This window comes from Weizmannia sp. WK01 (assembly GCF_025905465.1).
Lineage (GTDB): Bacteria > Bacillota > Bacilli > Bacillales > Bacillaceae_C > Weizmannia > Weizmannia faecalis.
Genome location: NZ_CP109616.1, coordinates 1,102,170 through 1,127,011, shown reverse-complemented (window position 1 = coordinate 1,127,011; position 24,842 = coordinate 1,102,170). Strand labels below are relative to the sequence as shown.

The 24,842-nt window shown below is 46.8% G+C and carries 23 protein-coding genes; 7 read left to right on the top strand and 16 right to left on the bottom strand.

The features are described 5' to 3' along the window. Positions 1-60: 60 nt before the first annotated feature. Complete coding sequence (locus OF158_RS05075; RefSeq protein ID WP_035182076.1) at positions 61-588, bottom strand: competence protein ComK; 528 nt, start codon at positions 586-588, stop codon at positions 61-63. 191 nt (positions 589-779) lie between these two features. Here OF158_RS05075 and OF158_RS05070 point away from each other — a divergent pair, with 191 nt between their 5' ends. Further along, positions 780-1,013, top strand: coding sequence for an IDEAL domain-containing protein (locus OF158_RS05070; protein WP_026683745.1), 234 nt, complete (start codon positions 780-782; stop codon positions 1,011-1,013). Positions 1,014-1,141: 128 nt separating this feature from the next. Here OF158_RS05070 and OF158_RS05065 read toward each other — a convergent pair whose 3' ends face one another. From OF158_RS05065 to OF158_RS05045, 5 genes are all read right to left on the bottom strand, one after another. Beyond that, positions 1,142-2,371 (bottom strand): M48 family metallopeptidase, encoded by a 1,230-nt coding sequence (locus OF158_RS05065; RefSeq protein WP_035182078.1) that lies wholly within the window; start codon positions 2,369-2,371, stop codon positions 1,142-1,144. An 81-nt stretch (positions 2,372-2,452) separates the two neighbouring features. Then, positions 2,453-2,755, bottom strand: a complete 303-nt coding sequence (locus OF158_RS05060; RefSeq protein WP_035182080.1) for an AzlD domain-containing protein — start codon at positions 2,753-2,755, stop codon at positions 2,453-2,455. Further along, positions 2,752-3,465 (bottom strand): AzlC family ABC transporter permease, encoded by a 714-nt coding sequence (locus OF158_RS05055; protein WP_035182119.1) that lies wholly within the window; start codon positions 3,463-3,465, stop codon positions 2,752-2,754. Before OF158_RS05055 ends, OF158_RS05060 begins: the two co-directional genes overlap by 4 nt. A gap of 394 nt (positions 3,466-3,859) precedes the next feature. Next, complete coding sequence (locus tag OF158_RS05050) at positions 3,860-5,407, bottom strand: fatty acid--CoA ligase family protein (RefSeq protein ID WP_035182083.1); 1,548 nt, start codon at positions 5,405-5,407, stop codon at positions 3,860-3,862. 121 nt (positions 5,408-5,528) lie between these two features. Beyond that, a complete protein-coding gene (locus tag OF158_RS05045) occupies positions 5,529-6,515 on the bottom strand; it encodes a lipoate--protein ligase (protein WP_035182085.1) in 987 nt (328 codons plus the stop codon). A gap of 194 nt (positions 6,516-6,709) precedes the next feature. On the opposite strand from OF158_RS05045, the gene yhfH reads away from it, so the two are divergent. Next, complete coding sequence (gene yhfH, locus OF158_RS05040; protein ID WP_065200775.1) at positions 6,710-6,847, top strand: protein YhfH; 138 nt, start codon at positions 6,710-6,712, stop codon at positions 6,845-6,847. A gap of 52 nt (positions 6,848-6,899) precedes the next feature. Here the strand turns inward: yhfH and OF158_RS05035 are convergent, their stop codons facing one another. Beyond that, the gene (locus OF158_RS05035) at positions 6,900-7,289 is read right to left on the bottom strand and encodes a FixH family protein (protein ID WP_035182088.1); all 390 of its coding nucleotides are present in this window, start codon (positions 7,287-7,289) and stop codon (positions 6,900-6,902) included. Positions 7,290-7,389: 100 nt separating this feature from the next. Between OF158_RS05035 and OF158_RS05030 the strand changes: the two genes are divergently transcribed. Beyond that, complete coding sequence (locus tag OF158_RS05030; RefSeq protein ID WP_014095774.1) at positions 7,390-7,953, top strand: SCO family protein; 564 nt, start codon at positions 7,390-7,392, stop codon at positions 7,951-7,953. A 33-nt stretch (positions 7,954-7,986) separates the two neighbouring features. Here OF158_RS05030 and aldA read toward each other — a convergent pair whose 3' ends face one another. Continuing rightward, positions 7,987-9,435 (bottom strand): aldehyde dehydrogenase, encoded by a 1,449-nt coding sequence (aldA, locus tag OF158_RS05025; protein ID WP_035182090.1) that lies wholly within the window; start codon positions 9,433-9,435, stop codon positions 7,987-7,989. Between the two features lie 530 nt (positions 9,436-9,965). Between aldA and OF158_RS05020 the strand changes: the two genes are divergently transcribed. Next, a complete protein-coding gene (locus OF158_RS05020; RefSeq protein WP_017550215.1) occupies positions 9,966-10,934 on the top strand; it encodes a DMT family transporter in 969 nt (322 codons plus the stop codon). Positions 10,935-10,975: 41 nt separating this feature from the next. Here OF158_RS05020 and OF158_RS05015 read toward each other — a convergent pair whose 3' ends face one another. Then, a complete protein-coding gene (locus OF158_RS05015) occupies positions 10,976-12,316 on the bottom strand; it encodes an MFS transporter (RefSeq protein WP_017550216.1) in 1,341 nt (446 codons plus the stop codon). A gap of 87 nt (positions 12,317-12,403) precedes the next feature. Then, positions 12,404-12,718, bottom strand: a complete 315-nt coding sequence (gene rhaM / locus OF158_RS05010) for an L-rhamnose mutarotase (RefSeq protein WP_014095778.1) — start codon at positions 12,716-12,718, stop codon at positions 12,404-12,406. A gap of 398 nt (positions 12,719-13,116) precedes the next feature. Between rhaM and OF158_RS05005 the strand changes: the two genes are divergently transcribed. Then, a complete protein-coding gene (locus OF158_RS05005; RefSeq protein WP_026683736.1) occupies positions 13,117-13,875 on the top strand; it encodes a DeoR/GlpR family DNA-binding transcription regulator in 759 nt (252 codons plus the stop codon). 36 nt (positions 13,876-13,911) lie between these two features. On the opposite strand, the gene OF158_RS05000 is transcribed toward OF158_RS05005, so the two are convergent. The 6 genes from OF158_RS05000 to hemE all read right to left on the bottom strand — a co-directional run bounded on the left by OF158_RS05000 (position 13,912) and on the right by hemE (position 22,351). Continuing rightward, entirely contained in the window at positions 13,912-14,871 is a 960-nt protein-coding gene (locus OF158_RS05000; protein WP_100183719.1) for a PTS sugar transporter subunit IIAB, read from the bottom strand. 377 nt (positions 14,872-15,248) lie between these two features. Further along, on the bottom strand, positions 15,249-17,921 hold the full coding sequence (locus OF158_RS04995) for a YhgE/Pip domain-containing protein (RefSeq protein ID WP_035182093.1): 2,673 nt from the start codon (positions 17,919-17,921) through the stop codon (positions 15,249-15,251). Positions 17,922-17,950: 29 nt separating this feature from the next. Continuing rightward, positions 17,951-18,523 (bottom strand): TetR/AcrR family transcriptional regulator, encoded by a 573-nt coding sequence (locus OF158_RS04990; protein WP_014095782.1) that lies wholly within the window; start codon positions 18,521-18,523, stop codon positions 17,951-17,953. Positions 18,524-18,847: 324 nt separating this feature from the next. Further along, the gene (gene hemY, locus OF158_RS04985; protein ID WP_014095783.1) at positions 18,848-20,278 is read right to left on the bottom strand and encodes a protoporphyrinogen oxidase; all 1,431 of its coding nucleotides are present in this window, start codon (positions 20,276-20,278) and stop codon (positions 18,848-18,850) included. A gap of 67 nt (positions 20,279-20,345) precedes the next feature. Further along, entirely contained in the window at positions 20,346-21,296 is a 951-nt protein-coding gene (gene hemH / locus OF158_RS04980; protein WP_014095784.1) for a ferrochelatase, read from the bottom strand. Next, entirely contained in the window at positions 21,296-22,351 is a 1,056-nt protein-coding gene (hemE, locus tag OF158_RS04975) for a uroporphyrinogen decarboxylase (RefSeq protein WP_017550222.1), read from the bottom strand. Before hemE ends, hemH begins: the two co-directional genes overlap by 1 nt. Positions 22,352-22,759: 408 nt before the next feature. On the opposite strand from hemE, the gene OF158_RS04970 reads away from it, so the two are divergent. After that, complete coding sequence (locus tag OF158_RS04970) at positions 22,760-23,272, top strand: antibiotic biosynthesis monooxygenase family protein (protein WP_035182096.1); 513 nt, start codon at positions 22,760-22,762, stop codon at positions 23,270-23,272. Between the two features lie 149 nt (positions 23,273-23,421). Further along, on the top strand, positions 23,422-24,816 hold the full coding sequence (locus OF158_RS04965; RefSeq protein WP_035182099.1) for a hypothetical protein: 1,395 nt from the start codon (positions 23,422-23,424) through the stop codon (positions 24,814-24,816). The last annotated feature ends 26 nt before the right edge of the window (positions 24,817-24,842 follow it).

Below are 24,842 nucleotides of genomic sequence, written 5' to 3'. Positions count from 1 at the left end.
TTTCCCGGGCAGGCGTTCGTTTTATTGGACGAAAAGGCAGGGGCCCCCTCCCTGCCAAGCTTAAATCCAATACAGCCCGCTGTCTTCCATCGCCCTGTATCCCTGTTGTTTCAAAAATTGCATGCGGGAGCGTCGGATATTAATTTCATAAGCAACCTGCAAAGCAGCTGCTTTATGGTACTGGTTAATAAACGAACCGTAGCTGATTGGCAATACGAGTGATTGATTGTTTGAAAAAATCACTTCAGTTTTTTTGCCTTCTGGGGTGTGGTCTTTAATATGCCCGGAGATCAGCCAAATACAGTCCGGCTGGCTGGGCGATTTTGTTGGAAAAATTATGGTAGCTGTATGAGGATCAACGAGGATCGGCGGCTTGTGCCGAACATGAATCAAGCTTTTTGTCGCATTTTTCCTTCCTTCGTAATCGCTTCCAAAGTATTGACAGCTTTTTTTCACGATACTCAGGGGAAGTTCTGGCACAAATCGTTCCCGATCCACTTCCAGTATTTTTGTCCCTGTTTCTCCTCCCTCCTGGCAAGGAATCAGCGCAATCGTATTTGGATGAATGTCCAATTCTCCATGTTGCATAAAGTATTCCCCCATTCTATTTTTCTCATAATTCACTTTCTATTATAGTACAAATTTCCTACATTTCTAGTCGTTTTTCTAAAAATATGCATTTTTTTCCTTGTTTACCGTTTCAGAAAAATTCAATTTTTACATTGCTTTTTATTGAAATGCTCTGTATAATAAAAAAAAGCGGAAAAAGGTGATCATACATGGAAAACAAAAAATCTTTCTCTGACGTGCCGAAAGAAAGCCCGAAGTCCCGGATTCAGATGGAGAAATTTGTGGAACACATTTACACGGACATGTTGCTGAATGAGATCCTGCTGAACAAAAAAAGAGAAGCGTTGTTAAGAAAAATTGACCATGTACTTGATCTTCGCGATAAGGAGCAGTTCATGCATTTAACAAACGAACTGAAAAAAATCAACCTGCAATTTGGTTAAATACAGGCCATGCAAACAGGCCCGGCCCGTTTGCACGGCTTTTCTTTTGCATAAAAATGGCAAATGCAGGGCGCGGCCAAAAGATTTTTGCCCGGAACAGGCCGCGCCTACTGCACTTTCAGTATCCCTTATTCTTCCAGCATGCGGATCCGCTCCAGCATTGTTGGATGGTCATAGCGAAATATTTTGACAAGAAGCGGTGGATTGACTTCGCTTAAACCCGCTTTTGTTAAAATTTGGAACGTTTCAACCCCGGACTTTTTATCATGCGTCATCTGTACGGCATAACGGTCCGCCCGCATCTCCTGGTAGCGCGATGCCCAGTTGGTAAGCGGGCTTGACGCAAAAAGGAGAACCGAGGAAATGAGCAAAAATAAAGGCAGCGAGCTGATGCTGGAAATCCCGGACATCCACCGCCCAACCGCATTCATCCACCTGGCAATCAGCCACAGCCCGATGAGCATCATCAAAATATAGCCCGCGATGCCGAAGTAGATATGTTTTTCTACATAATGCCCCATCTCGTGTGCCATCACAAATAAAATTTCTTTATCATCCATACGGTTGAGGGTCGTGTCCCAGAGTACGATTCTTGAGTTGGAACCGATGCCGGTGACGTAAGCATTCAGGGCGTTTGTTTTTTCCGACATATTCACTTCGTACACATGATCAGCGGGAATCTGTGCTTTTTCCGCAAGCGCCAGAATTTTCGCCTCCAGCGCCTTATCTTTTAACGGATAAAAATCGTTATACAGCGGGTCAATCACGACCGGCTGGATAAACATCATGAATACCGTAAAAGGAATGGAAAGCAGCCAGGCCGGGAGCCACCATTTTCGCCGGAATTTTTTCATCAAGGCGTACAATACCGCGACGACAGCAAACATGATGGCAAAGTTTACCCAGAAATCGGTCAGTTCATCTTTCATCCATCCTGCAAAATCTTGGGTGGAAATGCCGTACGCTTTTGAAAAACGATGGGACAAATAACCGAACGGAAAGGTAAACAAAAAGGATGCAAGCGAAAACCAAAAGAAATAAACCGCGGTTTGAATGAGGCGGATGCGTGAAACTGCCGCTGCCCATTGTTCAAACATTTTGGAAATGCCAAGCACAAGTACCAAAAAATAAAACAGCCATTCATACGGCACGGATAGGAAAAAAAGCAGATTCCTGATTTTTGCGTATGCTTCGCTTAAAAACAATTGGCGGCCGCTCATAAAAGTAGCGGGATCTGCGGCTGTCCCTTTATATTGGGCGGGAAGAGCAGCATCGGCGTAATAAAACAAATACCAGTACATCAAAAGGCCGAACAGGATGTATGCCGCAATCGCCCGCAGCGCCCACTTCATCTTCACTCCACATGCACTCCTTCCTTGTCCTCTTCTATATATGTAGCCAAGGAAAAAGGCATTTAGAACAGCCAATACGGCTTTGCCTTAAAACAGAAAAGAATAAAAGCTCAACACCGCAATCGCCCCGAGCACGACAATGATGACATTCGCGCCGATGAACGCGAGGAGGATGGCCGTTCCCGCGCCGATTACCCCGAACAGCGGATCTTTTTGGATCAAAAACACTTTTGGAAAAATCAAGGCGCCTAAAATGGCGTACGGAACATTTTTTAAAATGCCTTCCAAAAATGGCGGCAGCGTTTTGTTTTGCAAAAGGACGAGCGGCAGCATCCGCGGCAAAAACGTTACGATGCCCATGCCGATAATCACGAGGAGGATGGTGTTCATTTTTCTTTCACCTGCTTTTTCCGTTTGTATGTTTCCGCCATTTCGACCAAAAAAGCCGACAACAAAGTGGATACGATGATGGACCAGCCTTCCTCCATGACGCCGTAACCGGTAAAAATGCTGTTGAACGCTGCTGAAAGGGCGGCAAGGAAAAGGACTTTCACACTTTTTTTCAAAGACGGGACAAGGAGGCCAATAAACATCGCATATAAGGCAACCGTCATGCTTGCCTGCAAAAATTGCGGCAGATTGGCTCCGATTACATACCCGATCCCGGAGCTCACGACCCAGCTGGCATAAGCGATAAAAGTGACGCCAAATCCGTAGCCGAGCGGTATTTTTCCGTTCCGCATGGCGAGCACCGAGAAAGTTTCATCCGTAATGCCGAACGCAAACAATCCGCGTTTCCATTTGCTTGGTTCTTCCACTTTTTGGTTCAAGGCGGCAGTCATAAGAAAATGGCGGATGTTGACGACAAAGGTGGTCAGGATAATGACAAACGGGCTTGTGCCGGCAGCGATCAAACTTAAACCCATATACTGGCTGGCGCCGGCATAGACAATCAGGCTCATCAGCACAGTCTCTATCAATGTCAGGCCGGTTGTTTTAGACAACAGGCCGAATGTGAGCGCAATGGGAAAGTATCCGATCGCAATGCTTGCGCCTGCCTGCAGCCCGGGTTTGAAACTGCCTGTTTTTTCCTCCGCCATGGATGCTGCTTCCAACTTTTATCCCCCCAGCTTTGAAATGATGATCCAATATTCTTATATTTTCCTATTATACGCCTTGTCTGTTTTTCTAACAAGATGCCAAAAATCTGGCTTTTCGTTCAGAAGGGCACTGAAAAAGTGTTGTTTATCAAGAAAGATGCAATAAAAAAACGGCGGGACACGATGAATGGTGGTGTCCCGCCGTTTCTTTCGGGCTTTTTCGAGCGGTTTTCCGTTCCGCGGCGGATTTATTCTGATTGGCTTTGCATGCGTTTTTTGCCATTTACCGCCGATTTTTTAATCGTTTTCAGCAGTCCCTACTTCCATATTGCAATTTTTCTAGGAAACCGTGCGCCCGGTTTTCTAATCTTTGGCTTTTCCGTATCCCGATTTTTTATGGCCGGGCCGATTGTTTTTGCAGCTGTTCTTTTAAAGACCTGCGCAAAATTTTTCCGGTTGTGTTTTTCGGAAGCTCATCCAGAAATTCAATTTCTTTCGGGACTTTGTATTTGGCAAGCCGTTCTTTGCAATAATCGAGCAATGCCTGTTCCGTCAGATTTTTGTTTTTCGATACGACATATACTTTCACGACTTCCCCTTGATTGGGGTCAGGGATGCCCACTGCAGCTGCCTCCACGACATCCGGATGGTCGTAAAGCACTTCTTCTACTTCGCGCGGATACACATTAAAACCACCGACAATGACCATATCTTTCTTGCGGTCTACAATATAAAAGTAACCGTCTTCATCCATTCTCGCCATGTCCCCGGTATGCAGCCAGCCGTTCCGGATCGCAGCCGCCGTTTCTTCCGGCATTTTATAGTACCCTTTCATCACGTTCGGACCACGTACAACGAGTTCGCCCACTTCGCCGACAGGCACCTCATTTCCTAGCTCATCCACGACTTTATTTTCAACATGGACAATATTGGCGCCGATCGATCCCGGTTTGCGCGGGCGGTCAAGCGGATTGAAGCAGGTAACCGGGGAGGCTTCTGACAATCCGTATCCTTCCGAAATGAGCACATTGAATTTTTTTTCAAAGTTTTTCAGAAGCGCAACCGGCATCGAAGCGCCGCCCGAGATGCACAGCCTGAGCGTTGCGAAGTCTTTCGGATCCCCGCCTTCATATTGGAACAAATAATTGTACATCGTCGGCACGCCGGCAAATATCGTTGCTTTGTATTGTTTTGCCACCCGGAACACTTCTTTCGGGCTGAACTTCGGCAATATGAGCAGCGTTGCCCCGCTGATGAGCGGCGCATTCACGGCAACCGACAGGCAGAAAACGTGAAACATTGGCAACGCCGTAATGACCCGGTCATCCGCGCTCATTTTCAAATAGGAGCCGATATCGCTCGCATTTGAATATAAATTTTTATGCGTAAGCATCGCTCCTTTTGGCTTTCCGGTCGTTCCGGACGTATACAAAATAACCGCCGTATCCTCTTCAGAAAGCGGCACTTCTTCGACGAACGGCGAACTTTCCGCCAGTATTTGTGAAAACGATTTCAATTTTGGGTGCGCATATTTTCCCACTTTTGCCGGATCGGTTTCACAAATGATGTAATGCTCTACTTTCGGCAGCAGGGCATCGATCTTATCCACATATGGTACAAATAAATCAAGCGCCACGACTGCTTTCACATCACCGTTATCCAATATGTAGCGAATTTCCTCCGGCGTGTAAATCGGGTTGACCGGTATCGTCGTCACGCCGGCCCGCATCGCCCCGTACAAGGCAATAATAAATTGCGGTGAATTGCCAAGCAGAAGGGCCATATGATCCCCTTTTTTGAGCCCGAGTTTTTTCAGCCCGTCCGCAAACTTTGAAACGGCCGTGTCAAGTTCCTTGTACGTAACAAGCTGATCCATAAAAATATAAGCTGTTTTGTCCGCGTTCGTTTCCGCCGTCTTTTTTAAACTGGACGGTAAATTCAATTTCTCCCTCCCCTTTCTGAGTGAACAATCATTCATTCTACCCATTTATTATATAAAAACAATTAAAATATTTCAATACAAATTCCCGGATTGCCATTGGAACCCGGGAATTTGCGCGTTCTTAATAGATAAGGCTGATAAAATCTTCTTTCGTTATGTTGCCAAAATAATGCCGGATATCTACGCCTTCCAACGCTTTTTCAATACCGGCGCGCTCATAACGGCAGCCGGTCAGCTTTTCTTCTATATCCTTTACTTCCCCGATGCCGAAGAAATCGCCGTAAATTTTACAGTTTTCGATGATCCCTTTGTTCACGTCAAGGCGCACATCGACCGTTCCCACCGGAAAACGCCGGGAATGTCGGAGATTGAATTTCGGCGATTTGCCATAGTTCCATTCCCATGTCTGGTACCGCTCTTTGGAAATTTGGCGGATTTTTTCCCAATCCTTTTCGGTCAGCTGATATTCCGGTATTTCCTTGCCGCCGAAAATGCTTTCCAAAAGCAATTGCCTGAATGCCGACATGGAGATCGGATGGTCGAGAAATTCGGAGATGTTGGCGACGCGGCTCCTCACTGACTTGATCCCTTTTGATTCGATTTTTTCTTTTTTGACCTTTAAAGCCTGTGCAACTTTATCAAGTTCTGAATTGAGCATCAACGTGCCGTGGCTGAACATGCGCCCGTTTGTGGAAAACTGCGCGTTCCCCGAAATTTTCCGGTCGCCAACTTGGATGTCATTGCGCCCGCTCAATTCTGCGTTTACACCGAGTTTGCGTAATGCCTGCACAACCGGATCGGTAAATTTGCGGAAATTGCTGAAGGACTCGCCGTCATCTTTTGTGATGAAACTGAAATTGATGTTGCCGAGATCATGGTACACCGCGCCGCCGCCGGAGAGCCTGCGGACGACGATGACACCATTTTTGTCCACGTAATCCGTATTGATTTCTTCGATGGTGTTTTGGTTGCGGCCGATAATAATCGACGGCTGGTTTATGTAAAAAAGTAAATAAGTTTCATTGATATCGAGATTTTTCAGGGCATACTCTTCGATGGCAAGGTTGATGCGCGGGTCGGTAATACCCTGATTATCAATAAACAGCATAATGCCGCCTCCTTTATGCAAAATGTAAAGCAATCCCTTTCATTTTCATTATAGAACAAGGGATGCCCGTGGGCAATCTTTGATCTTTTCTCTATTTTTCTAAAAAATTCACCGTTTCGCCATTGACATTTAAAAACTGTTATAATACAATTAAAAAATATAGTAAACAGTTATATAACAAAGGAGTCGTGAAAATGGTACAAAATATTTTAGACTTTTTCAAAAACTTGCCTGACAAATATTGCACAGAATGCGGTAAAAAAATCGATGAGCAGTCGGAATGCTATGGCAATACATGCCCGAACTGCCTGCATGTGAAAAGCCATGAATAACAAAAAGGGCAGCGCAAAGATAAAAAACGCCTTCACGCTGCCCGGTTGTTTTTCAGTTTACGGATAAAGCGGTTTTAGGCATGACATGCATTTTCCGCGCTGTCACGTGCACCTGGACCGTATATGTGCCGGGTTCTTTGATGACCGTTTTTGCGGTATAAATGCCGTGCTGATCATGCTTCGCTTCCAACATCGAGCTGTTTTTATCCGAATTTTCCTTCCAAATTTCAAACTTCACTTCGTCTGCATCGTCTACTTTTTCTTTTCCTTGTGTGACAACCGCCTTTAACGGGATGCTTGTGCCGGCGTTAGCGGTTTTGGGCACGATGAGCTGCACTTTTACCATTTTCGCCGGTTTTACAGCCGCCTGCTCCTGTTTTCCGCATCCGGCAAAGAGCGATACGGCCATCAGGAACAAGCCCGCCAGAATCCACTTTTTCACCACTTCACCCTCCTTTTTCTGTTTTTACCGTTTATACTGAAAATACATGTTATAATGATCATACAAAATAACGCTTACATCCGTAAAGGGGGAGGCTGATTTGAAGAGAAAGATTGCACTTCTCGTGTTGTTCGTATTTTTGCTTCCGGCGCTTTCCTCCTGTGCGCCAAAAGGGGACCCGGTTGAACACTTTCAATTTAAGGACCAGGATGGGAAATCTTTCAGTCTGGACGATTTAAAAGGGAAAGTATGGGTGGCCGACTTTATTTTTACGAGCTGCAAAACGGTTTGCCCCCCGATGACGATGCATATGAGCGAATTGCAGGAGAAAATTAAAAAAGCGGGTTACAAAGATGTGGAACTTGTATCTTTCAGCATCGACCCCGAAGTGGATACGCCGCAAAAGCTGAAACAATTTGCCAACCAATTTCACAGCGATTTTTCCATGTGGCATTTCCTTACCGGCTACTCGCAGAAAAAAATTGAAAAGTTTGCGATGAAAAATTTTAAAAACCCGGTCGCCAAATCGGATGGAAATGACCAGGTTGTCCACGGCACGAGTTTTTATGTCGTCAATAAAGACGGTGAGCTTATAAAAGACTTTGACGGAAGTGCGGACTTTGATGCTGAAAAAATCATGAAAGAAATTGAGAAACTGCGATAATCAAAAACGCCGGCTGCCGGCCGGCGCTTTTGATTATTTGTATTGTACATATACAACATGCGTTTGCAAGTATTCTTCGAGGCCGTGTTTGCCGTCTGCACCGCCGACGCCCGATTTTCTCCAGCCGGCGTGGAAGCCCTGGATCGCTTCAAAGCTTTCACGGTTCACATACGTTTCGCCAAACTTCAATTCATTGCTGGCACGCATCATTGTGTCTACATTGGAAGTGAAAATGGCAGAAGTCAGGCCGTATTGGCAGTCATTTGCCAGTTCAATCGCCTCATCAAGTGTTTTAAACGTCGCAATCGGGAGAACCGGCCCGAAAATTTCCTCGCGCATGATTTCCATTGTGTTATCGACATTGACAAGCACGGTCGGCTCATAATAGTAGCCTTTGTCCCTGCCAGCCGGTTTGCCGCCGGTTAACACTTTGGCGCCGCCTTCAACCGCTCTTTTCACCATTTGATCGACGCTTTCCAGTGCGCTTTTGCTGACAAGCGGCCCCATATCCAGCCCTTCTTCAGCAAGCGGGTCACCGAATTTGACATCCTGCATGGCTTTGACGATTTTGCTGATAAACACATCTGCGACACTTTCTTGAACATATACGCGTTCTGTGCAGTTGCAAACCTGCCCGGTATTGATCACACGCGATTCAACAACCGATTTGACAGCAAGATCGATATCGGCATCGTCCATCACAATCGTCGGGGCTTTCCCGCCTAATTCAAGCGAAACTTTTGTAATATTGTCCGCGGCTGCCCGCATCACGGCCGCTCCTGCACTGTAACTGCCGGTAAGGCTGACCATGCCAACTTTCGGGTTGCGGGACAGTTCATCCCCGAGCGTGCTTCCGCTGCCTGTGACAATATTGATAACCCCTTTCGGCAGGCCGATTTTGTCAATGATTTTTGCAAATTCCAACGCATTGTTCGGCGATTCCCCGCTCGGTTTGATCACAATCGTATTTCCGGTAATCAGCGCCGGCGCTGCTTTACGGGCGATGAGGAAAAACGGGAAGTTCCATGGCAAAATGCCAGCAATGACGCCAATGGGGGCTTTGTAGACGAAAATGTTTTCTTTCGGGCGGTCGCTTGGCACGATTTCCCCTTCGTATCGCCGCGCCCAGCCGGCCATGTAGTCGATATAATCGGCTGTAAAATGGACTTCGGTTGTGGAAAGTTCCAGCGTTTTTCCGACTTCTTCTGAAATGACGCGCGCCAAAGCATCGGCGTTGCGGCGTATTTCCTGTGCTATCGCAGTTAAGTATTTTGCCCGTTCAGAAGAAGGACATTTTTCCCATGATTTCTGGGCACGTTCTGCCGCATCGATTGCCCTTCTGACATCCTCGATTGTTGCTTTCGGGACTTCGGAAATCACTTCTTCTGTTGCCGGGTTTATAACTTGGGAAGTTTCTTTTGAAGCAGCATCTGTAAATTCCCCGTCAATATACATTTGGTATGTTTTTGTATCCGTTTTCATCCTCTCCCAGCCTTTCAATCTGAAATTTTTTGTTTCTTCTTTTATTTTAATGTGGCTATGTTGGGGTGTCAAATAAAACAAACATAATTTATATAACTATGATGTTGTTTGTTTTTTGCTGTTCTTTGTCTATTGATTCAACAGATCGTCAAAAAGGTGGCACTTTCAGATACTTAAAGTTCCGCCATTCTTACAAGTTTTCGTGATCGTTCATATTCGCTGGACTTCTCTACCAAGTCCGAAACCGGGTTGCGGGCTGCATGGGCTTTCTCGTTCCTCTGCAAAACAAATCCATCAGGAAACAAGCGAAAATCGAAGGAAAAATAAGATGAAAGGAGAGGGAAACGAATTCTTCAGGCGGCAGACACCAATTTGTCCTATTGTTCACATAGTTGTCCTTTTCTTTATGAATGGAAGAGCATTATAATAAGAGATGAAAAAAACTGAAATAGGGGAATTTGCGCTGCCGTTTTTTGTTGATCATCAGATGACCGGATAACCATTTAAACATTTTGAAAGAGATCGAGGTAATGAGCATGAAAAAAGGAATTTTATACATTGTTTTGTCTGCTATATTTTTCAGCACGATGGAAATTGCCATAAAAATGGTTGCCGGTACGTTTCATCCGATCCAATTGAACCTGCTTCGCTTTTTTATTGGCGCGGTTATATTGTCGCCATTGGCGTTTCAGCATATGAAAAAATATCATTTTCACATGACAAAGGACAGTTTTTTATTTTTTGTTGTAACCGGCTTTTTATGTATTGTTATTAGCATGACATTTTACCAATTGGCCATTGTTTATACGAAAGCTTCCACCGTTGCGATTTTGTTCAGTTGCAACCCGCTGTTTGTTATTCCGCTCGCCCATTTTCTTTTAAAAGAGCGTCTTTCGAAGCGGACGCTGGTTGCATTGGGCATCAGCTTGGTCGGCATTTTGTTTATCGTCAACCCGTTTGAAATCCAAAGTCCATTTGGCATCATTGTTGCGCTTCTTTCGGCGGTTACGTTTGCGCTTTACAGTGTTGTCGGCAGAAAAGGCAGCCAGCAGTTTAAATGTGATGGTGTCATTTTAACCTGTTTGAGCTTTTTTACCGGCAGCATTGAAATTCTTGCGCTTGTATTGATTTCGAAAATTGGATTTGTTGCGGGCTGGCTGCGTTCCGTTGGCCTCGGCGTATTTGCAAATGTGCCCGTGTTCCGCGGAATTGCATGGCATACGCTGCCAAGCCTGATTTATATCGGCATTTTTGTCACCGGGCTCGGGTTTGCGTTTTACTTCCTTGCGATGGATGTAACAAGTGCATCAATGGCTTCGATGGTTTTCTTTATTAAGCCTGCACTGGCGCCAATTTTGGCCCTCATTTTTCTGAGAGAAGCGATTACGCCGGCTGTTACGGTCGGGATTATCCTGATCGTCGCGGGTTCACTGATGACGTTGTTGCCAGCCGGAAGCAAACAGCCCGAACTCAGGGTCAGCCGGGCAAAAAACAGATAATCTTTTAGGCACAAGTGTGATCCGCACTTGTGCCTTTTGGTTTACTGATTCAAATGTTCCGCTGCAGTTGTTGGTGTAACGGCTCGTTTTACCCCGTCCCGAACGGTCCCGAACCGTTCTTTTTCAATTTCTTCCAGCGTTTTTCCTTGTGTAGACGGTGCGAGCGCGATTCCGATGATACAATGGATGACAAGGAATACGATCATTACAATTCCCGCTACTTTAAAACTGAGCGTGTCCATAATGGTCGGAAGCAGAAAAGACCAGATGGCAATTCCGAACCGGACGAGGAAATAAATGAACCCTTGTGCGCCCGCGCGGTACCGGGTCGGAAACAGTTCGCTCGCCCACAAGCCGTAAAACGCCTGGGCGCCGAATCCGGCAGCGCTTCCCCAGAGAATAACAAAGGCAAAAAGGGAGAACCAATTCATCCCTGTAAAAGTCAAAATAAGCCATGCGGCAATGCCCATCACCGCCCCTAAACCAAAGAGGAAACGCCGGCTGTAACGGTCACCCAGCCTCATAAAGACAACATAGGTTGTCAGCACCGTTAACGCCCAGAGGAAAGCTTGCAGCAAGTTCGCCTGTTCGTTCGTCAGGCCGCCAACATTTTGGTAAATATAGGGCATAAAGTACCCCATTGCCCCTGCCGTTAAGTTCCAGAATAGATAAATGCCGATCAGTAAAAAGAGGGCCTGGCGGTTTACTTTTAAACGAAATAATTCTTTCAAGGAGCTTCTTGATTTTTTCCCCAGCTGGGCGTCGGTTTTTTCTTTTTCTTTATCTTCTTTCCAGATGGCTGATTCTTCAAGCCCCTGGCGGATATACCAAGTGATGAATGCGATGACTAATAGATGGAGGAAAATAATCCGGCTGCCGAGCAGGCCAAGCGGCGCAAGCAAAACGGCGAGCAGAAACGTGATCATTGGCCCCGTTGACCATGCCAATTGCGCCGTACCTACATGGGCCGCACGCTTTGAATGCGGGGCTTCTTCCGCAATATATGTCCACGAAGCAGGCACCCCTGTTCCTACGGCTACCCCGGTAATAATGGTGCCGATTAACAGCATCGGAAAGTTGACGGAAACCGCAATCAAAAACACACCAAGCATATATACAAGCAAATCATACGTGTAGATAAATTTTCTGCCGTATTTATCGGTTAAATACCCGCCGAACAGTGCTCCGATTGCCGCGCCAAATGCGTTGGCACTGAGGGCGCTTAACAAACCCACGGAAATGCTGTTTAAGTGCAGGTAAGCCTGCCAGAGCGTCAAACTGCTGGCTGCTGCGATAATGGAACCGGCTTCAATGTAATTGGCCATGGCAACCGAAATTGTCGCTTTCCAGCCGGTCGTGCTTTTGCTTCCTATTCTCGCCATTTCTTCTCCGCCTTTCTGTTATCATTTTTATGAAGGGTTTGATATCGCTTACAATGTGAACTGCTGGAGTTCTGAATGGGATGGCTGTTAGGTCAGGTGAAAAACTTCCTTTAATGCAACAGACACAGGGCTGTTATCGGGATTGGTTTCCATTAGCGGTTCCATATAGTCCCACCATTTTCTGCAAATCTCTGTATCTGCCATTTTTTCATAGAGCGCTTCATCTTCCACTTCCAAATAAGCAAATAACCGACCCGTTTCTTCATCCAAAAAAATCGAATAATTACGGGCCCCGTGCGCCTTTAATTCTTTTGACATTTCCGGCCAGATATGGTCATGCCGGCGCTTGTATTCCTCATATTGATCCTTATGCACAAACATTACACTCGCTTTTCTGATCACGTTTTACCCCTCGCTTTCCTTTATTTTAAAATCTTCTATCTTATTACCAGATGAAAAATCCGCCAGCAGTCCGATATACAAACCATCAAAAGCAATCTGTATGGCTTTTTCCGCCGCCCTTATTCCTTCCATGTTATATTGATTGTTGGGCAGCGGGACAAACAAGCCGCCATGCGTGCACTTCAAAATTTGGTTCAGAAACCGCTTTCTTTAACTGGTTTGTGAAAACCCTTCTTCACATTTCCTATACTAGCGAAAGAACAAACATAAATCAATATAAAAAAAGATTTTTTTATTTATTTTATTGTACTTTTGTTGTTTTCTTTTTTAAACGGACGATTTTTGCTAAAATGGGCTTATCAGAGAAAAGGATACAGGACAGGAACGGGGTTGGGGACATGCTGGCTTTTGAACGGAGAGATAAAATTTTAAATACGCTGTACCGGGAGAAAAAAGTGTATGTTGCCAATTTGGCAAAGGAGTTTCAAGTAACGGAAGAGACGATCAGGCGAGATCTGGAGAAGCTTGAAAAAGAAGGAATTGTGACGCGGACATACGGGGGTGCTGTGCTCAATCTCCATACAAATGAAGATCTCCCCTACCAGACAAGATTCACCGTCAATATGGAAGCAAAGCAAAACATTGCCGGCAAGCTGCAGCCGCTCATTTCAGACGGAAATACGATTGTGGCGGATGCGAGCTCGACCGTGTTGGAAGCGTTAAAAGAGTTGAACAGAACGAAAGAGGGACTTGTCGTCTTAACCAATTCTGCCATCGCATTAAGCGAACTGGCCCAGTCAAACATTCAGCTTCTGTCAACAGGCGGAGCGCTGCGGAAACGTTCCAATTCGCTGGTCGGTTCTGTTGCTGAACATGCTGTGCGCCAATACAATGTCGATGTGGCGCTGTTCAGTTGTAAAGGCATTTCCATGGTGCGGGGGATCACCGACTCGAATGAAGCGGAAAGCCATATTAAAAAGGAAATGCTCAAACAGGCAAATAAAGTCATTCTGCTCGCGGACAAAAGCAAATTCGACAAAATTGCCTTTGTCCATTTTGCGGATTTTTCGGCTGTTGACTTTGTGGTCACAGATGAAAAACCGAGTGATGAATGGCTCCGTTTTTTCAAAGATCATCAGGTGGATATTGTTTACTGACAAACAGGGCGCCGTATGTGGCACCCTGTTTGTTTTTTAACTGACTATCGTCATCAGCTGGTCACTGGCAACAACTTTTTTCCGGTCCGTTTCCAGCACCTCAACATAATTGTCCGCGTTCGTGATCACAACCGGGGAAGTTAAATCGTACCCGGCTGCTTCGATTTCAGGAATATCAAATTCGATTAACATTTCACCTTTTTCAACCGGCTGGCCTTTTTTCACATGGACATGATAATATTTTCCTTCGAGCCGGACCGTATCAATACCGATATGAATCAAAATTTGAATGCCGGTTTTGGACGTGATGCCGATCGCGTGCCCGCTCGGAAACACCGCCGTTACCGTCCCGCTGATCGGCGCAAAAAGCTTGCCAACAGAAGGCTTAATGCCGACCCCTTTGCCGAGTATGCCGGAAGAAAATGCAGGATCATTGACTTGCTCAAGCGGGATCGTTTCCCCTGTAAACGGGCTGGCGATCATTTCCTTTTTCTGATATCGCACCGGTTCTTCCGTTTTCTTATGCGGGATACCTCCGGCAACGGCCGGTTCTTTGTTTTTGCACCCGAATAAAACGACCATAACCGGCTCGCCTCCGCCCCGGGCATTCAAAATGGATGTCGCCGTGTCCATCATCTGATGAAACAATTGATCCTCAAGGCCGGATATTTCTGCCGCATCCGGGCGTCCGGTTAATCTGCCCGGCTGCATGACCGGGTTTTCAAAGCCAGAAGTTTCTTCCCGTTGCCCGCTTTCCATCCGGACTAGATGCAGATATTTTAACATGTCATTGTGCACTTCCCCGGCATTTATCCCTGTCACAATATGAAAATACCCGCCGGAAACAGCGGCCGAAATCACCCCGTCAAGCTCCTCTACCGCCGCTTTTTTTGCCCGCCCCGGGTCTTTTAATTTAAAGCGGAGCCTTGTTGAACAGTGGAAAACCGCTTGAATATTTTCCCCGCCTCCCGAAAGCTGCACCAGTTTACTGGCCAATCGTTCGTAGCCCACCTCTCTCACCCTTTCCTTTACACCATCTCTAATCTTATTATAAGCCCCTGCAGAAAGCGCTTTTATACCCGTTCATGACAAGTTTGTGAAAGTTTTATCATTGTTTCCGAAAAAGGGGCTGCTTTTGTGATCGCTTCACATGGAAAATGGCGGAAACCTGTCTTTTACAGCAATGTCCGGCAAGCCCTTGAAATATAAAATACCGGCATGCAGCTCCATTTACAAATACAACTATAGTCGGACTAACCATTCCTCCTTTACGTGTTGCCTGAAGCAATTTATCCTGTTCGTCATATTTTGCAATAAAAAAGCAGCAGGATCGGCCAAAATGGCTTCGTCCTGCTGCTTTTACAGCAAATCTCTTATGCTTCTACCGGAGAGGCTGCTCCTTCCTTTTCTGCCATCCTGTGAAGATGTCTAAATTTCACAACAAAGTACAGAAGGGAAAGAAAGATAAACGCTGCAAAAAAGACCGAAAGCTTATCAACATTTTGCCACATGTAGCTGAAATCGCCGCTTGAAATCACCGCTTTGAACATTTGCAGCGAATAGGTCATCGGCATCAGATCATGAACAGCCTGAAGCGGCTTTGGAATCAATTCAAGCGGGAATGTGCCTGCGCTTGTCGTCAGTTGCAAAATCAAAATGATGACGGAAATGTATCTGCCTGGGTTGGCGAATGCCGCAACCAAAAAGTGAATGATCGCCATATAGGTCAGGCTCGTCACAATGGTTGCGATCATAAACAGCGGCACACTTTGCACATGCAATTTCAGCAGATCAAGCAGAATGAAATCTGCCAAAAGCGATTGTAAGACGCCAATCAGTGCCATGACGCCGAATTTTCCAAGAAACCAGGTTACCCCGTTTTTCGGCATGATTGCCGGTGCTTTTACATTGTAGATAATCGTCAGCAATAATCCGCCGACAAAAAGCCCGAGCGATAAGAAATACGGAGCAAGGCCGGTACCATAGTTCGGCACTTTTGTCACAGCATCATGGTTCAGCCGGACCGGGCTGCTCATCATGTTATAAGTGGCGCCGGTCGGGTTGATAGCCCCAGCCTGGTCAGCCGCTTTGCCAAGTTTATTGCTCAGTTTGTCTGCGCCGTCATTTAATTGGCCTGTGCCGGAAACAAGGTTGCCCGCACCGTTGTTCAACTGCTTGCTGCCGCTTTGCAACTGGCCTGCGCCGTTTAACAATTGGGATGTGCCTTTTACGAGCACGCTTGAGCCGTTTGCAAGCGATTGTGTACCGTTCGTCAATTCGTTTGAACCGTCAGCCAGTTTTCCGGTCCCTTCTGCAAGCGTGCTTGACCCGTCTGCCAGTTGTTTCGTTCCGGTTACGAGCTGACCTGATCCGCTAGAAAGCTGGCCAAGTCCGGATGCAACCGCCGTCGCCCCGGATTCAAGGCTGTTTGCGCCAGATGCAGCTTGTTGCAGTTTCCCGTTAAAAATGGTTGCGTTTTTGACGAATGCATTTTGGCCGCTTGCAAGTTGCTGTGCGCCAGCATTCAAAGTATTGGCACCTTTGGTAAGTTGGTCAATACCAGTTTGCAATTTTTGCTGCCCGCTGCTTACCTTTGTAAGCCCTTCGTTCAGGTCGGAAAAGTACGGAGCAATCGCCTGTTGAATTTGGCTTTGCAAAGCGGCTTGCGTAGAGGCAGACCCGCTGGTTAACGATGCCAAAAGCTTATTTTTGACCTCGTCTTGGAATGCTTGTTGGAATTCCTGTTTCTTTTTATCTGTATAATTACTTAAGATTTGGTTGGAAACCGTCTGATACGTTTCGGGTGGCAGCACTTGTTTTAACTGGCTGAGCAAGTTTTCTGCCTGTGCCTTTTGCTGGTCAAACATGCTACCGCTCATCGCATCGATTTGTGACTGAACACGAGGGGACATCATCGTTTTCTCCATCTGGCTTGTAATGCCCGCTGCAAGATTTTCAGGCAACTTTTGTTGCAGCTCTTTTACGCCGCTTTGCACTTTGGCGGTGCCGCTCGTTAACGCCGGAAGCTTTTTGTTTGCATCATTTAAGCCATTACTTAATGTGGCGCTCCCGTTTGCCACCTTGTCGGCACCAGATTGAAGCTGTTTCGACGCATCAAGCAACTGGCCACTTGCCGTCTGCAGCTGGTTCATGCCTGAGGCCAACGATTTTGAACCATTTGCGACCTTGTCAGCACCCGATTTTGCCTCCGACAGCCCGTTTGAAAAAGTAACCGAGCTTGCCGCCAATTGGGCTAAATGGTTTTTCAAGGAAACGGCGCCGCTGTTCGCCTGGGCAATTCCTTCGCCGAGCGTGCGTGAACCGTTATACAGTTTCAAAGCGCCCTTGTTTAAATCAGCCGCGCCGTTATGAACCCGGCCGATGCCGTCGTTCAAGGCTGTAGCGCCGGTCAATAAATTTTCCGTTCCTTTTCTTAAGACAACTGCGCCGTCGTTTAGTTTTCCGCTCCCTTTGGCAAGGCTACTTGCCCCGTTTCCGGCAGACCGGTAGCCGTTTGCCATCTCTTTCACTTTGCCGAATACTTCTTCCGCATACGTTTTTGTCACCTGTTCTGCAACGCTCGATTTTATTTTTGTCATTGCAGATTCTTCAATTTTGGAAGAAGTGTAGTTCATTGCTTGGTTTTGAATATAGTTCAACTGCAATTTTTTTGGGTTTTTATCCAGTAATGTGGTTGCGTTTTTAGAGAAATCTTCAGGGATCTCTATAATCATATAATATTGGTTATCGTTCAGTTTTTTCTCCGCTGTTTGCTTATCGACAAAGTGAAAATCAAAACTGTCCTTTTCCTTTAAATTTTTGATGAGCTTATCCCCGAGGGCGAGATGTTCCCCCTCCATTTGTGCTCCTTTGTCTTCATTTACAACGGCAACCGGCAATTTTTCAAGATGCCCGTACGGATCCCAAAAAGACCAGATAAACATGCCGGCATATAAAATTGGCACAAGAATAATGGCTGCCGTTTCAATCAGCTTTTTCGGCGAACGTAAAATATTCCGTATTTCCGCGAACCATAAATTGTCCATCTAAAATACCTCCTTTTCCAACCGAAAAATCAGTTCTGCAGCCCTTTTAACAAATACAGTTCAAACGCCTCCGCGATTTCCTCTTTCGACAGGGAATCATGGTGCTTTTCCCAGTCAAAAATAATGGCGACGTACAGTTTAAACATGATAAAAGCGGTCAGTTCCGGATTGCACGGTTTGATTTTCCCCGCCTGTATCGCCCGTTCGAGCATCCCCTTCAAATAGTCAATGATCCGCTCTTCAATTTTCTCGACCATGTCATTGACGGCCGGCGTTCCCATTTCTTTCTGCTCTTCAAATAATTTAAGCGTCAGCTGATGGGTTTTGCGGAATTCAAGGATGCTGAACAGAGCGGAATGCAGATTGGCATAAAAGGAAGCATCTGGATCCATTGACGCTTCTGCCACCTGCTCCATTTCATCAATCAGGCGGGCAATGATTTCATGGAATAATTCTTCTTTATTGCGGAAAAAGTTATAAATGGTCCCTTTTCCAACATTGGCCATTTTCGCGATCAGATCCATTGTTGTCGCTTTATAACCATACTGGGCAAAAGATTTTGTAGCAGCGTTTAATATTTGCAGCCTGCGGTCCGTTTCCAAGCTTTCCACCTCCCTCGAGAACAATTGACTATTTTGGTTTTTTGGTCATTTTTGCACAAAAAGTAATATACCACGTTTCCCCTTGAACATCAAGTAATTGCATTCAGTGAATCTGCTTCTTGCCAAAACGAATCATTCAAGCTTTTCATTTTTCAGCTTGCCCGCTTCTTCAAATAAAGCATTTCTCCATTGGGGAGTGCGCGCTGATGCGGCATACTTACCTGGCAACGCGCCGGAAAAATTTATACATGCCTGACTCCCGTTTCGGGACAATAAAAACGGCAGGTGCCAGTCGAATGCACCCTACCGCTTCTTCACTGTCTATTAAAATTCAGCCTTGAGTTGGAAGTACCGGAGCATCTCGCCAACCGCCGCCCTTCCCTGGGAGATGCAGTCCGGCACGCCGACCCCGTTAAACGAGCTGCCGGCAAAAGAAATGCCCGGCAATTCATGTTTGGCTGCCGCTAAAATCTTATCCATTCTTTCTTTATGGCCTACCGTATATTGCGGCATTGCATATTTCCAGCGGGAAACAACCGTAAACTCCGGTTCTGCTGTAATTTCCATGATTTTATTCAAATCTTCCAGCACGATTTTCTGGATCCTGTCATCTGCGAGATCGACGACCGCGGCTTCCGCCGACCGGCCGATATAACAACGCAGCAACGCTTTTCCTTCCGGTGCGGTGTGCGGCCATTTTTTATGCGTCCACGTGCAGGCTGTAATTGTATAATCACTGTTTCTCGTCACCACAAAGCCTGTCCCGTCAATGTCTTTTTTTACCGCGCTCTCCGGAAACGCCATCGATACGGTTGCGACGGACGTGGATGGCACCTTTTCGAGCGGCGCAAAAAAAGCATACTTTGAAAAAATATGGGGGAGCGAAAAATGGGGGAGGGCTGAAATAATATAATCCGCTTTCATGTGGGTTCCATTTGTCAATGTGATCCTGTAATCCCCGCCGCCCGCGCTTTTTTCAATCGCGTCCACCGTCACACCCTTCATGACTGCCTCAGCGCCGATTTTTTCCTCAAGTGCTTCAACGAGCGTTTCAAGGCCGTTTTGAAAGGTTAAAAAAGCCCCCTTTTTCCGGGTAGGCCTGGAGTCTTGCGCAAATTCCGCTGCTACTTTTTTCATGCCGAGGATCAGGCTGCGGTGCTTTTGGACAGCCTCGAAAAATTGAGGCTGCGTTGCCAGCACGCTCAGCTCGTCGACATCCCCGGCATATACCCCGAACAATAATGGTTCAACAAGGTTTTCCAGCACTTCTTCACCGAGCCGGTAGCGGACAAAATCCCCGACTGACTGGTCTTCACCGGTATTTTTCCGGGGCAGGATCAAATCGCAGAGCGCCCGGATTTTGCCGGTAACGGAAAACAAAGGAGAAGCAAAAAAAGGCGCTAATCTTGTCGGAATGCCCATCACAGACCCTCTTGGCACCGGATAGAGCTGTTGGTTTAATAAAATATAAGATTTGCCTGTCGCATTAGATACGAGGGAAGGCGAAAGCCCGAGATCTTCTGCCAGATGCAAAGCGCTTTGCTTTCTTGCCAGAAAAGAATCCGGCCCGCGTTCAATGACAAATCCGGCACGCCTGACCGTCTGGATTTTGCCGCCAAGCCGGCGCCCTTTTTCCAACAATATCACATCAAGCGGCAGCTGTTGGTCCTCAACAAGGCGCCGCAAATAATAAGCAGCTGTCAAGCCGGTGATTCCGCCGCCAAGTACAGCTACTTTTTTTCTGTTTCCGGCCATGGTCAGCACCTTCTTTGGCAATAATGTCATGTTTTATGGAAATACGTTAAAAATCTCCGGCGGCTGCCTATTCTTGCGGCAGTAAACCGAATTTTGTTTTTTTCAAAACGGCCTCAGCCAGCGCATCAATAAAAGCCGGGTTGTCATTCGGCATTTCCGGGCGATAATACGATGCGCCGACTGCATCGCAAACTGCCTTGCACTCATAATCATTATCATATAAAACTTCCAGATGTTCCGCAACGAACCCGACCGGAGCATAAATGAAAGCCTTATAATGATGTTTTTCATACAGCGTTCTTGTAAGGTCCTGCACATCGGGGCCGAGCCACGGATCCGGCGTATTGCCTGCACTTTGCCAGCCGACTGCATACGCCTGGACGCCCGCTGCCTCCGCAATCAGATCAGCTGTTTCCCGGATTTGTTCCGGATACGGGTCGCCGTACTGCAAAATTTTTTCCGGGAGGCTGTGGGCCGATACAATCAGGCAGGAAGACGCACGTTCTTCTTCACTCATTGTAGCATACGTTTTCTGAAGTTGCTGTGCCCAAAAATCGACAAATTTCGGTTCATCATACCAGCTTTCGACCGATTGGATGGCGGGCCCACCCAGTTTTGCCGCTGCTTCTTTCGCCCTTTCGTTGTACGATTTCACGCTAAAAGCCGAGTAATGTGGCGCAAGCACGATCGATACCGCTTCTTCAATACCGTCATCATGCATTTGTTTGACGGCATCTTCAATAAAAGGTTCAATATGTTTTAAGCCGATATAAGCTTTAAATTCCGCTCCGTCCGTCCGTTCATTCAGCCTCGCTTCAAGCGCATATGTCTGGTTTTCTGTTATTTTGGCAAGCGGGGACAGACCTCCGATTGCTTTATACCGGCGTTTCAAATCTTCCAGCATCTCATCCTGGGGCCTTCTCCCGTGCCGGATATGGGTATAGTAACGCTCAATATCTTCTTCTTTATACGGCGTGCCGTACGCCATGACAAGCAGTCCGATTTTTTTCTTTTCCATTATGCTTCCTCCTGTTGTTTTCTTTCGCTGTATTCATGAATAAACGTTGTCAGCCTTTTTAATGTTTCCGGACGGACATCAGGGGTGACGCCGTGCCCGAGGTTAAAGATGTAACCCGGCTGCGCCATGCCTTCGTCCAGTATGGCGGCCGCCTTTTCTTGAATAACTTCCCACGGGGACAAGAGCACGGCGGGGTCAAGATTCCCCTGGATTGCTTTTGTCACGCCGAGCGCGCGCGCTTTTTGGATTGGCAGCCGCCAGTCGAGGCCAACCACATCAATTGGCAGGCTGTTCCATTCTAGCGCCAGATGCCCGGCCCCGACACCGAACAGGATGAACGGGGCATTTTCTGTTCGCAATGCGGTAAATATCCGTTCCATTACAGGTTTTATATAATTGCGGTAATCCGCTGCATTTAAAGCGCCCACCCATGAATCGAATATTTGAATGGCGCTGGCACCGGCTTTGATTTGTGCTTTTACATACACGATGATCATGTCCGCCAGTTTTTCCATCAGCGCAAACCACGCTTTTGGTTCTGTATACATAAACGCTTTTGTTTTTCTATAATCTTTTGAAGGCCCGCCTTCAATCATATAACTGGCCAGAGTAAAAGGCGCGCCGGAAAATCCGATCAACGGAACCGCCAATTGTTCCTCCGTTAACAGCCGGATCGTCTCCAGCACATAGGGAACATCTTCTTCCGGATGCAACTCCCCCAATTTTTCCACATCTTTTAACGAAGAAATCGAGTTATGTATGACAGGGCCTGCTCCTTTGAGGATTTCAACTTCCACACCGAGGGCGGGGAGCGGCGTCATGATATCTTTATAAAGAATGGCGGCATCCACATCGTAATGCTCTACCGGCAGCCTTGTCACATATGCGCACAGTTCCGGCTGATGCGTGATGTCGAACAGAGAATATTTTTCTTTCAGTTTCCGGTATTCAGGCTGGGATCTGCCGGCCTGCCGCATATACCAGACGGGGACGCGGCCTGTCTGTTCTCCCCTGGCCGCTTTTAAAAGGGAATCGTTTAGGATTTTTTTCTTCAAATGTTATCCTCCTCACGCCACACAGTCACCATTTATTTTATAATAATTCTTTTCAAATAAAAACTATTTTATCCTGAAAGGGTAATATCTTTTTTTACTATAATCGTTTTAAAAAGCATTGTGCAGCCAGCTCTTTCAACTGTCACAAATTTGCCGTATTTTGCTTTTCCTTAGGGTTGTACGCGAAATACAGGCTATGTCCGATTTTTACCCGGTTTTTTCATTATTATTCCATTTTGTGCCGCTTCCTTCCCCCATCGCCTCTCCGGCACAGACAGAAAAGATGAAAAGGCGTGAGCCGCTTCCTATTTCTATTCGCTTTCGGCCGCCGTCTTTATTTTGCAAAACTTTACAAATTGAACAGCGGAAAGATATAGGTTAAACTGGAAGTAGAGAGGGGTGATAGAAATGAATGTCTACGTCACAACGGGTACTTATGATTTTCTCTTAAAAATAAAGGAAAAATATCCCGATGAAAAGATGGTGCTGTTGCAAAACCCGGAACATGCCCTGTTGCTGCACGAAACGGAGGGGAAAACCGTTTTTGCCTCGCCACGCCGTTATCAGCTAGCTGCCTCCAACGGGAATTTGGAAGACGGCATATTCTTCATTTTTACCCATCTTCCGATTCCGGATGAAGGAAAACCGGTTTACGAATTCCACTTCAAAAAAAACACCCCGGCCATAGAGAATAAGCCCGGTTTTGCAGCATACCGGCTCCTCCGCCCGGTAAAAGGGGATACGTATATCGCCATTACCGGCTGGAAAGACAAAGAAAGTTTCGAAAGATGGAAGCGTTCCATTGACTATTTGCTTATCCATAGCCTGGATCTGGATGAAATCGGCACAAACAAAAGCACATACGATGCCCCTGCTTTTACAAAAGAATATGTCATCCCGCAAGATGAAGAGGAAGGATAAACAGATCCCGGCCGCCTGCTTAGGCAGCCGGGATCTGTTATTGTTACCATTCGGATTTACGCAGATAATATTGCCATAAGCACTCTGATCGTGACAGTCACCCATTTATTGCCCCCGCCATATGCTGCATCAAGAAGGGGGCAATGGAAATGGGCATTGATCTGACTGCCATTCACTTTGTATATTTGATGTTTATTTTTTTCATTATCCTGATGATGGTACTGAAAAAGGATACGTCCCTTGTATGTATTGCCGGCATTTTCATCATTGCATGGATTGCAACGGGATCGTTCACTGCGTCTGTCAGCGGTATTTTTACAAGCTTTGTATTTGCGATCAAAGAATTGCTGCCCATCATTCTTGTCATTTCCATTATCGTCTCAATGAGCAGGAGCATGCTTGATACCGGGATCAATGATGTGATGGTGGCCCCGTTCGCAAAGCTGATAAAAGGGCCGAATCTCGCTTTTTGGATCATCGGCTTTTTAATGCTGTTTATCTCCACTTTCTTTTGGCCTTCCCCTGCTGTCGCACTGATGGGGGCTGTGCTTTTGCCGGTTGCACTCCGGGTCGGGCTGCCGGCGATCGGTGTAGCTGTCGCAATGAACTTGTTCGGGCACGGGATCGCCCTCTCCGGCGACTATGTCATCCAGGGGGCGCCGAAACTGACAGCTGACGGTGCCGGCATTCCCGTATCGTCCGTAATAGAAGCAAGCGTGCCACTCGTCATCGTGATGGGCGTGGTGACGACCGTTACCGCTTTTCTGCTGCTTAAACGCGATATGAAAAAAGGCTTGCTTGCTGCCGGGGAGAACCCGGCCGGCCGCACCGCACCGCCTGATGCAAAAGTCCCCAGGCTCAAGCCGGTATACAAAAAACTTTTTGCTCTTTTCATTCCTGTTTTTTTCATCCTTGACATCGTTGCCATGGTTCTTTTTCATTTGCAGGGGGATGCGGCAACCGCACTCGTTGGCGGCACCTCAATCATGATCCTGCTTCTCATTACAATGGCCGGTTCCCATAAAAACGGCCTTGAAAAAGTAACAAAATATTTGATAGACGGTCTGCAGTTCGGTTTCCAGGTGTTCGGCCCCGTCATTCCGATTGCCGCGTTTTTCTATCTTGGCGGCGACGGTTTCCATACGATGATCCATGCCGATCTGCCGGACGCTTCCCAAGGAATTGTGAATGATCTTGGCAGCGCCCTGGCATCGGTTATGCCGGTCTCAAAAGAAATCGGCGCACTGACAACAGCCGGAGTTGGCGTCATTACCGGTCTTGACGGATCGGGGTTTTCCGGCATTTCACTCGCCGGCTCAATTGCAGCACTGTTTGCCCATGCGATTGGTTCGGGAGCCGCCACCCTGACCGCACTCGGGCAAATTGCCGCAATTTTCGTTGGCGGGGGAACAATCATTCCGTGGGCATTAATTCCAGCTGCCGCTATTTGCAATGTCGACCCGTTTGAACTGGCAAGACGCAATGTAATCCCTGTCATCACCGGTCTCATTGTGACAACCATTGTCGCGATGTTTCTAATCTGACCCATGTCCATGTCCAGGCAGACCGG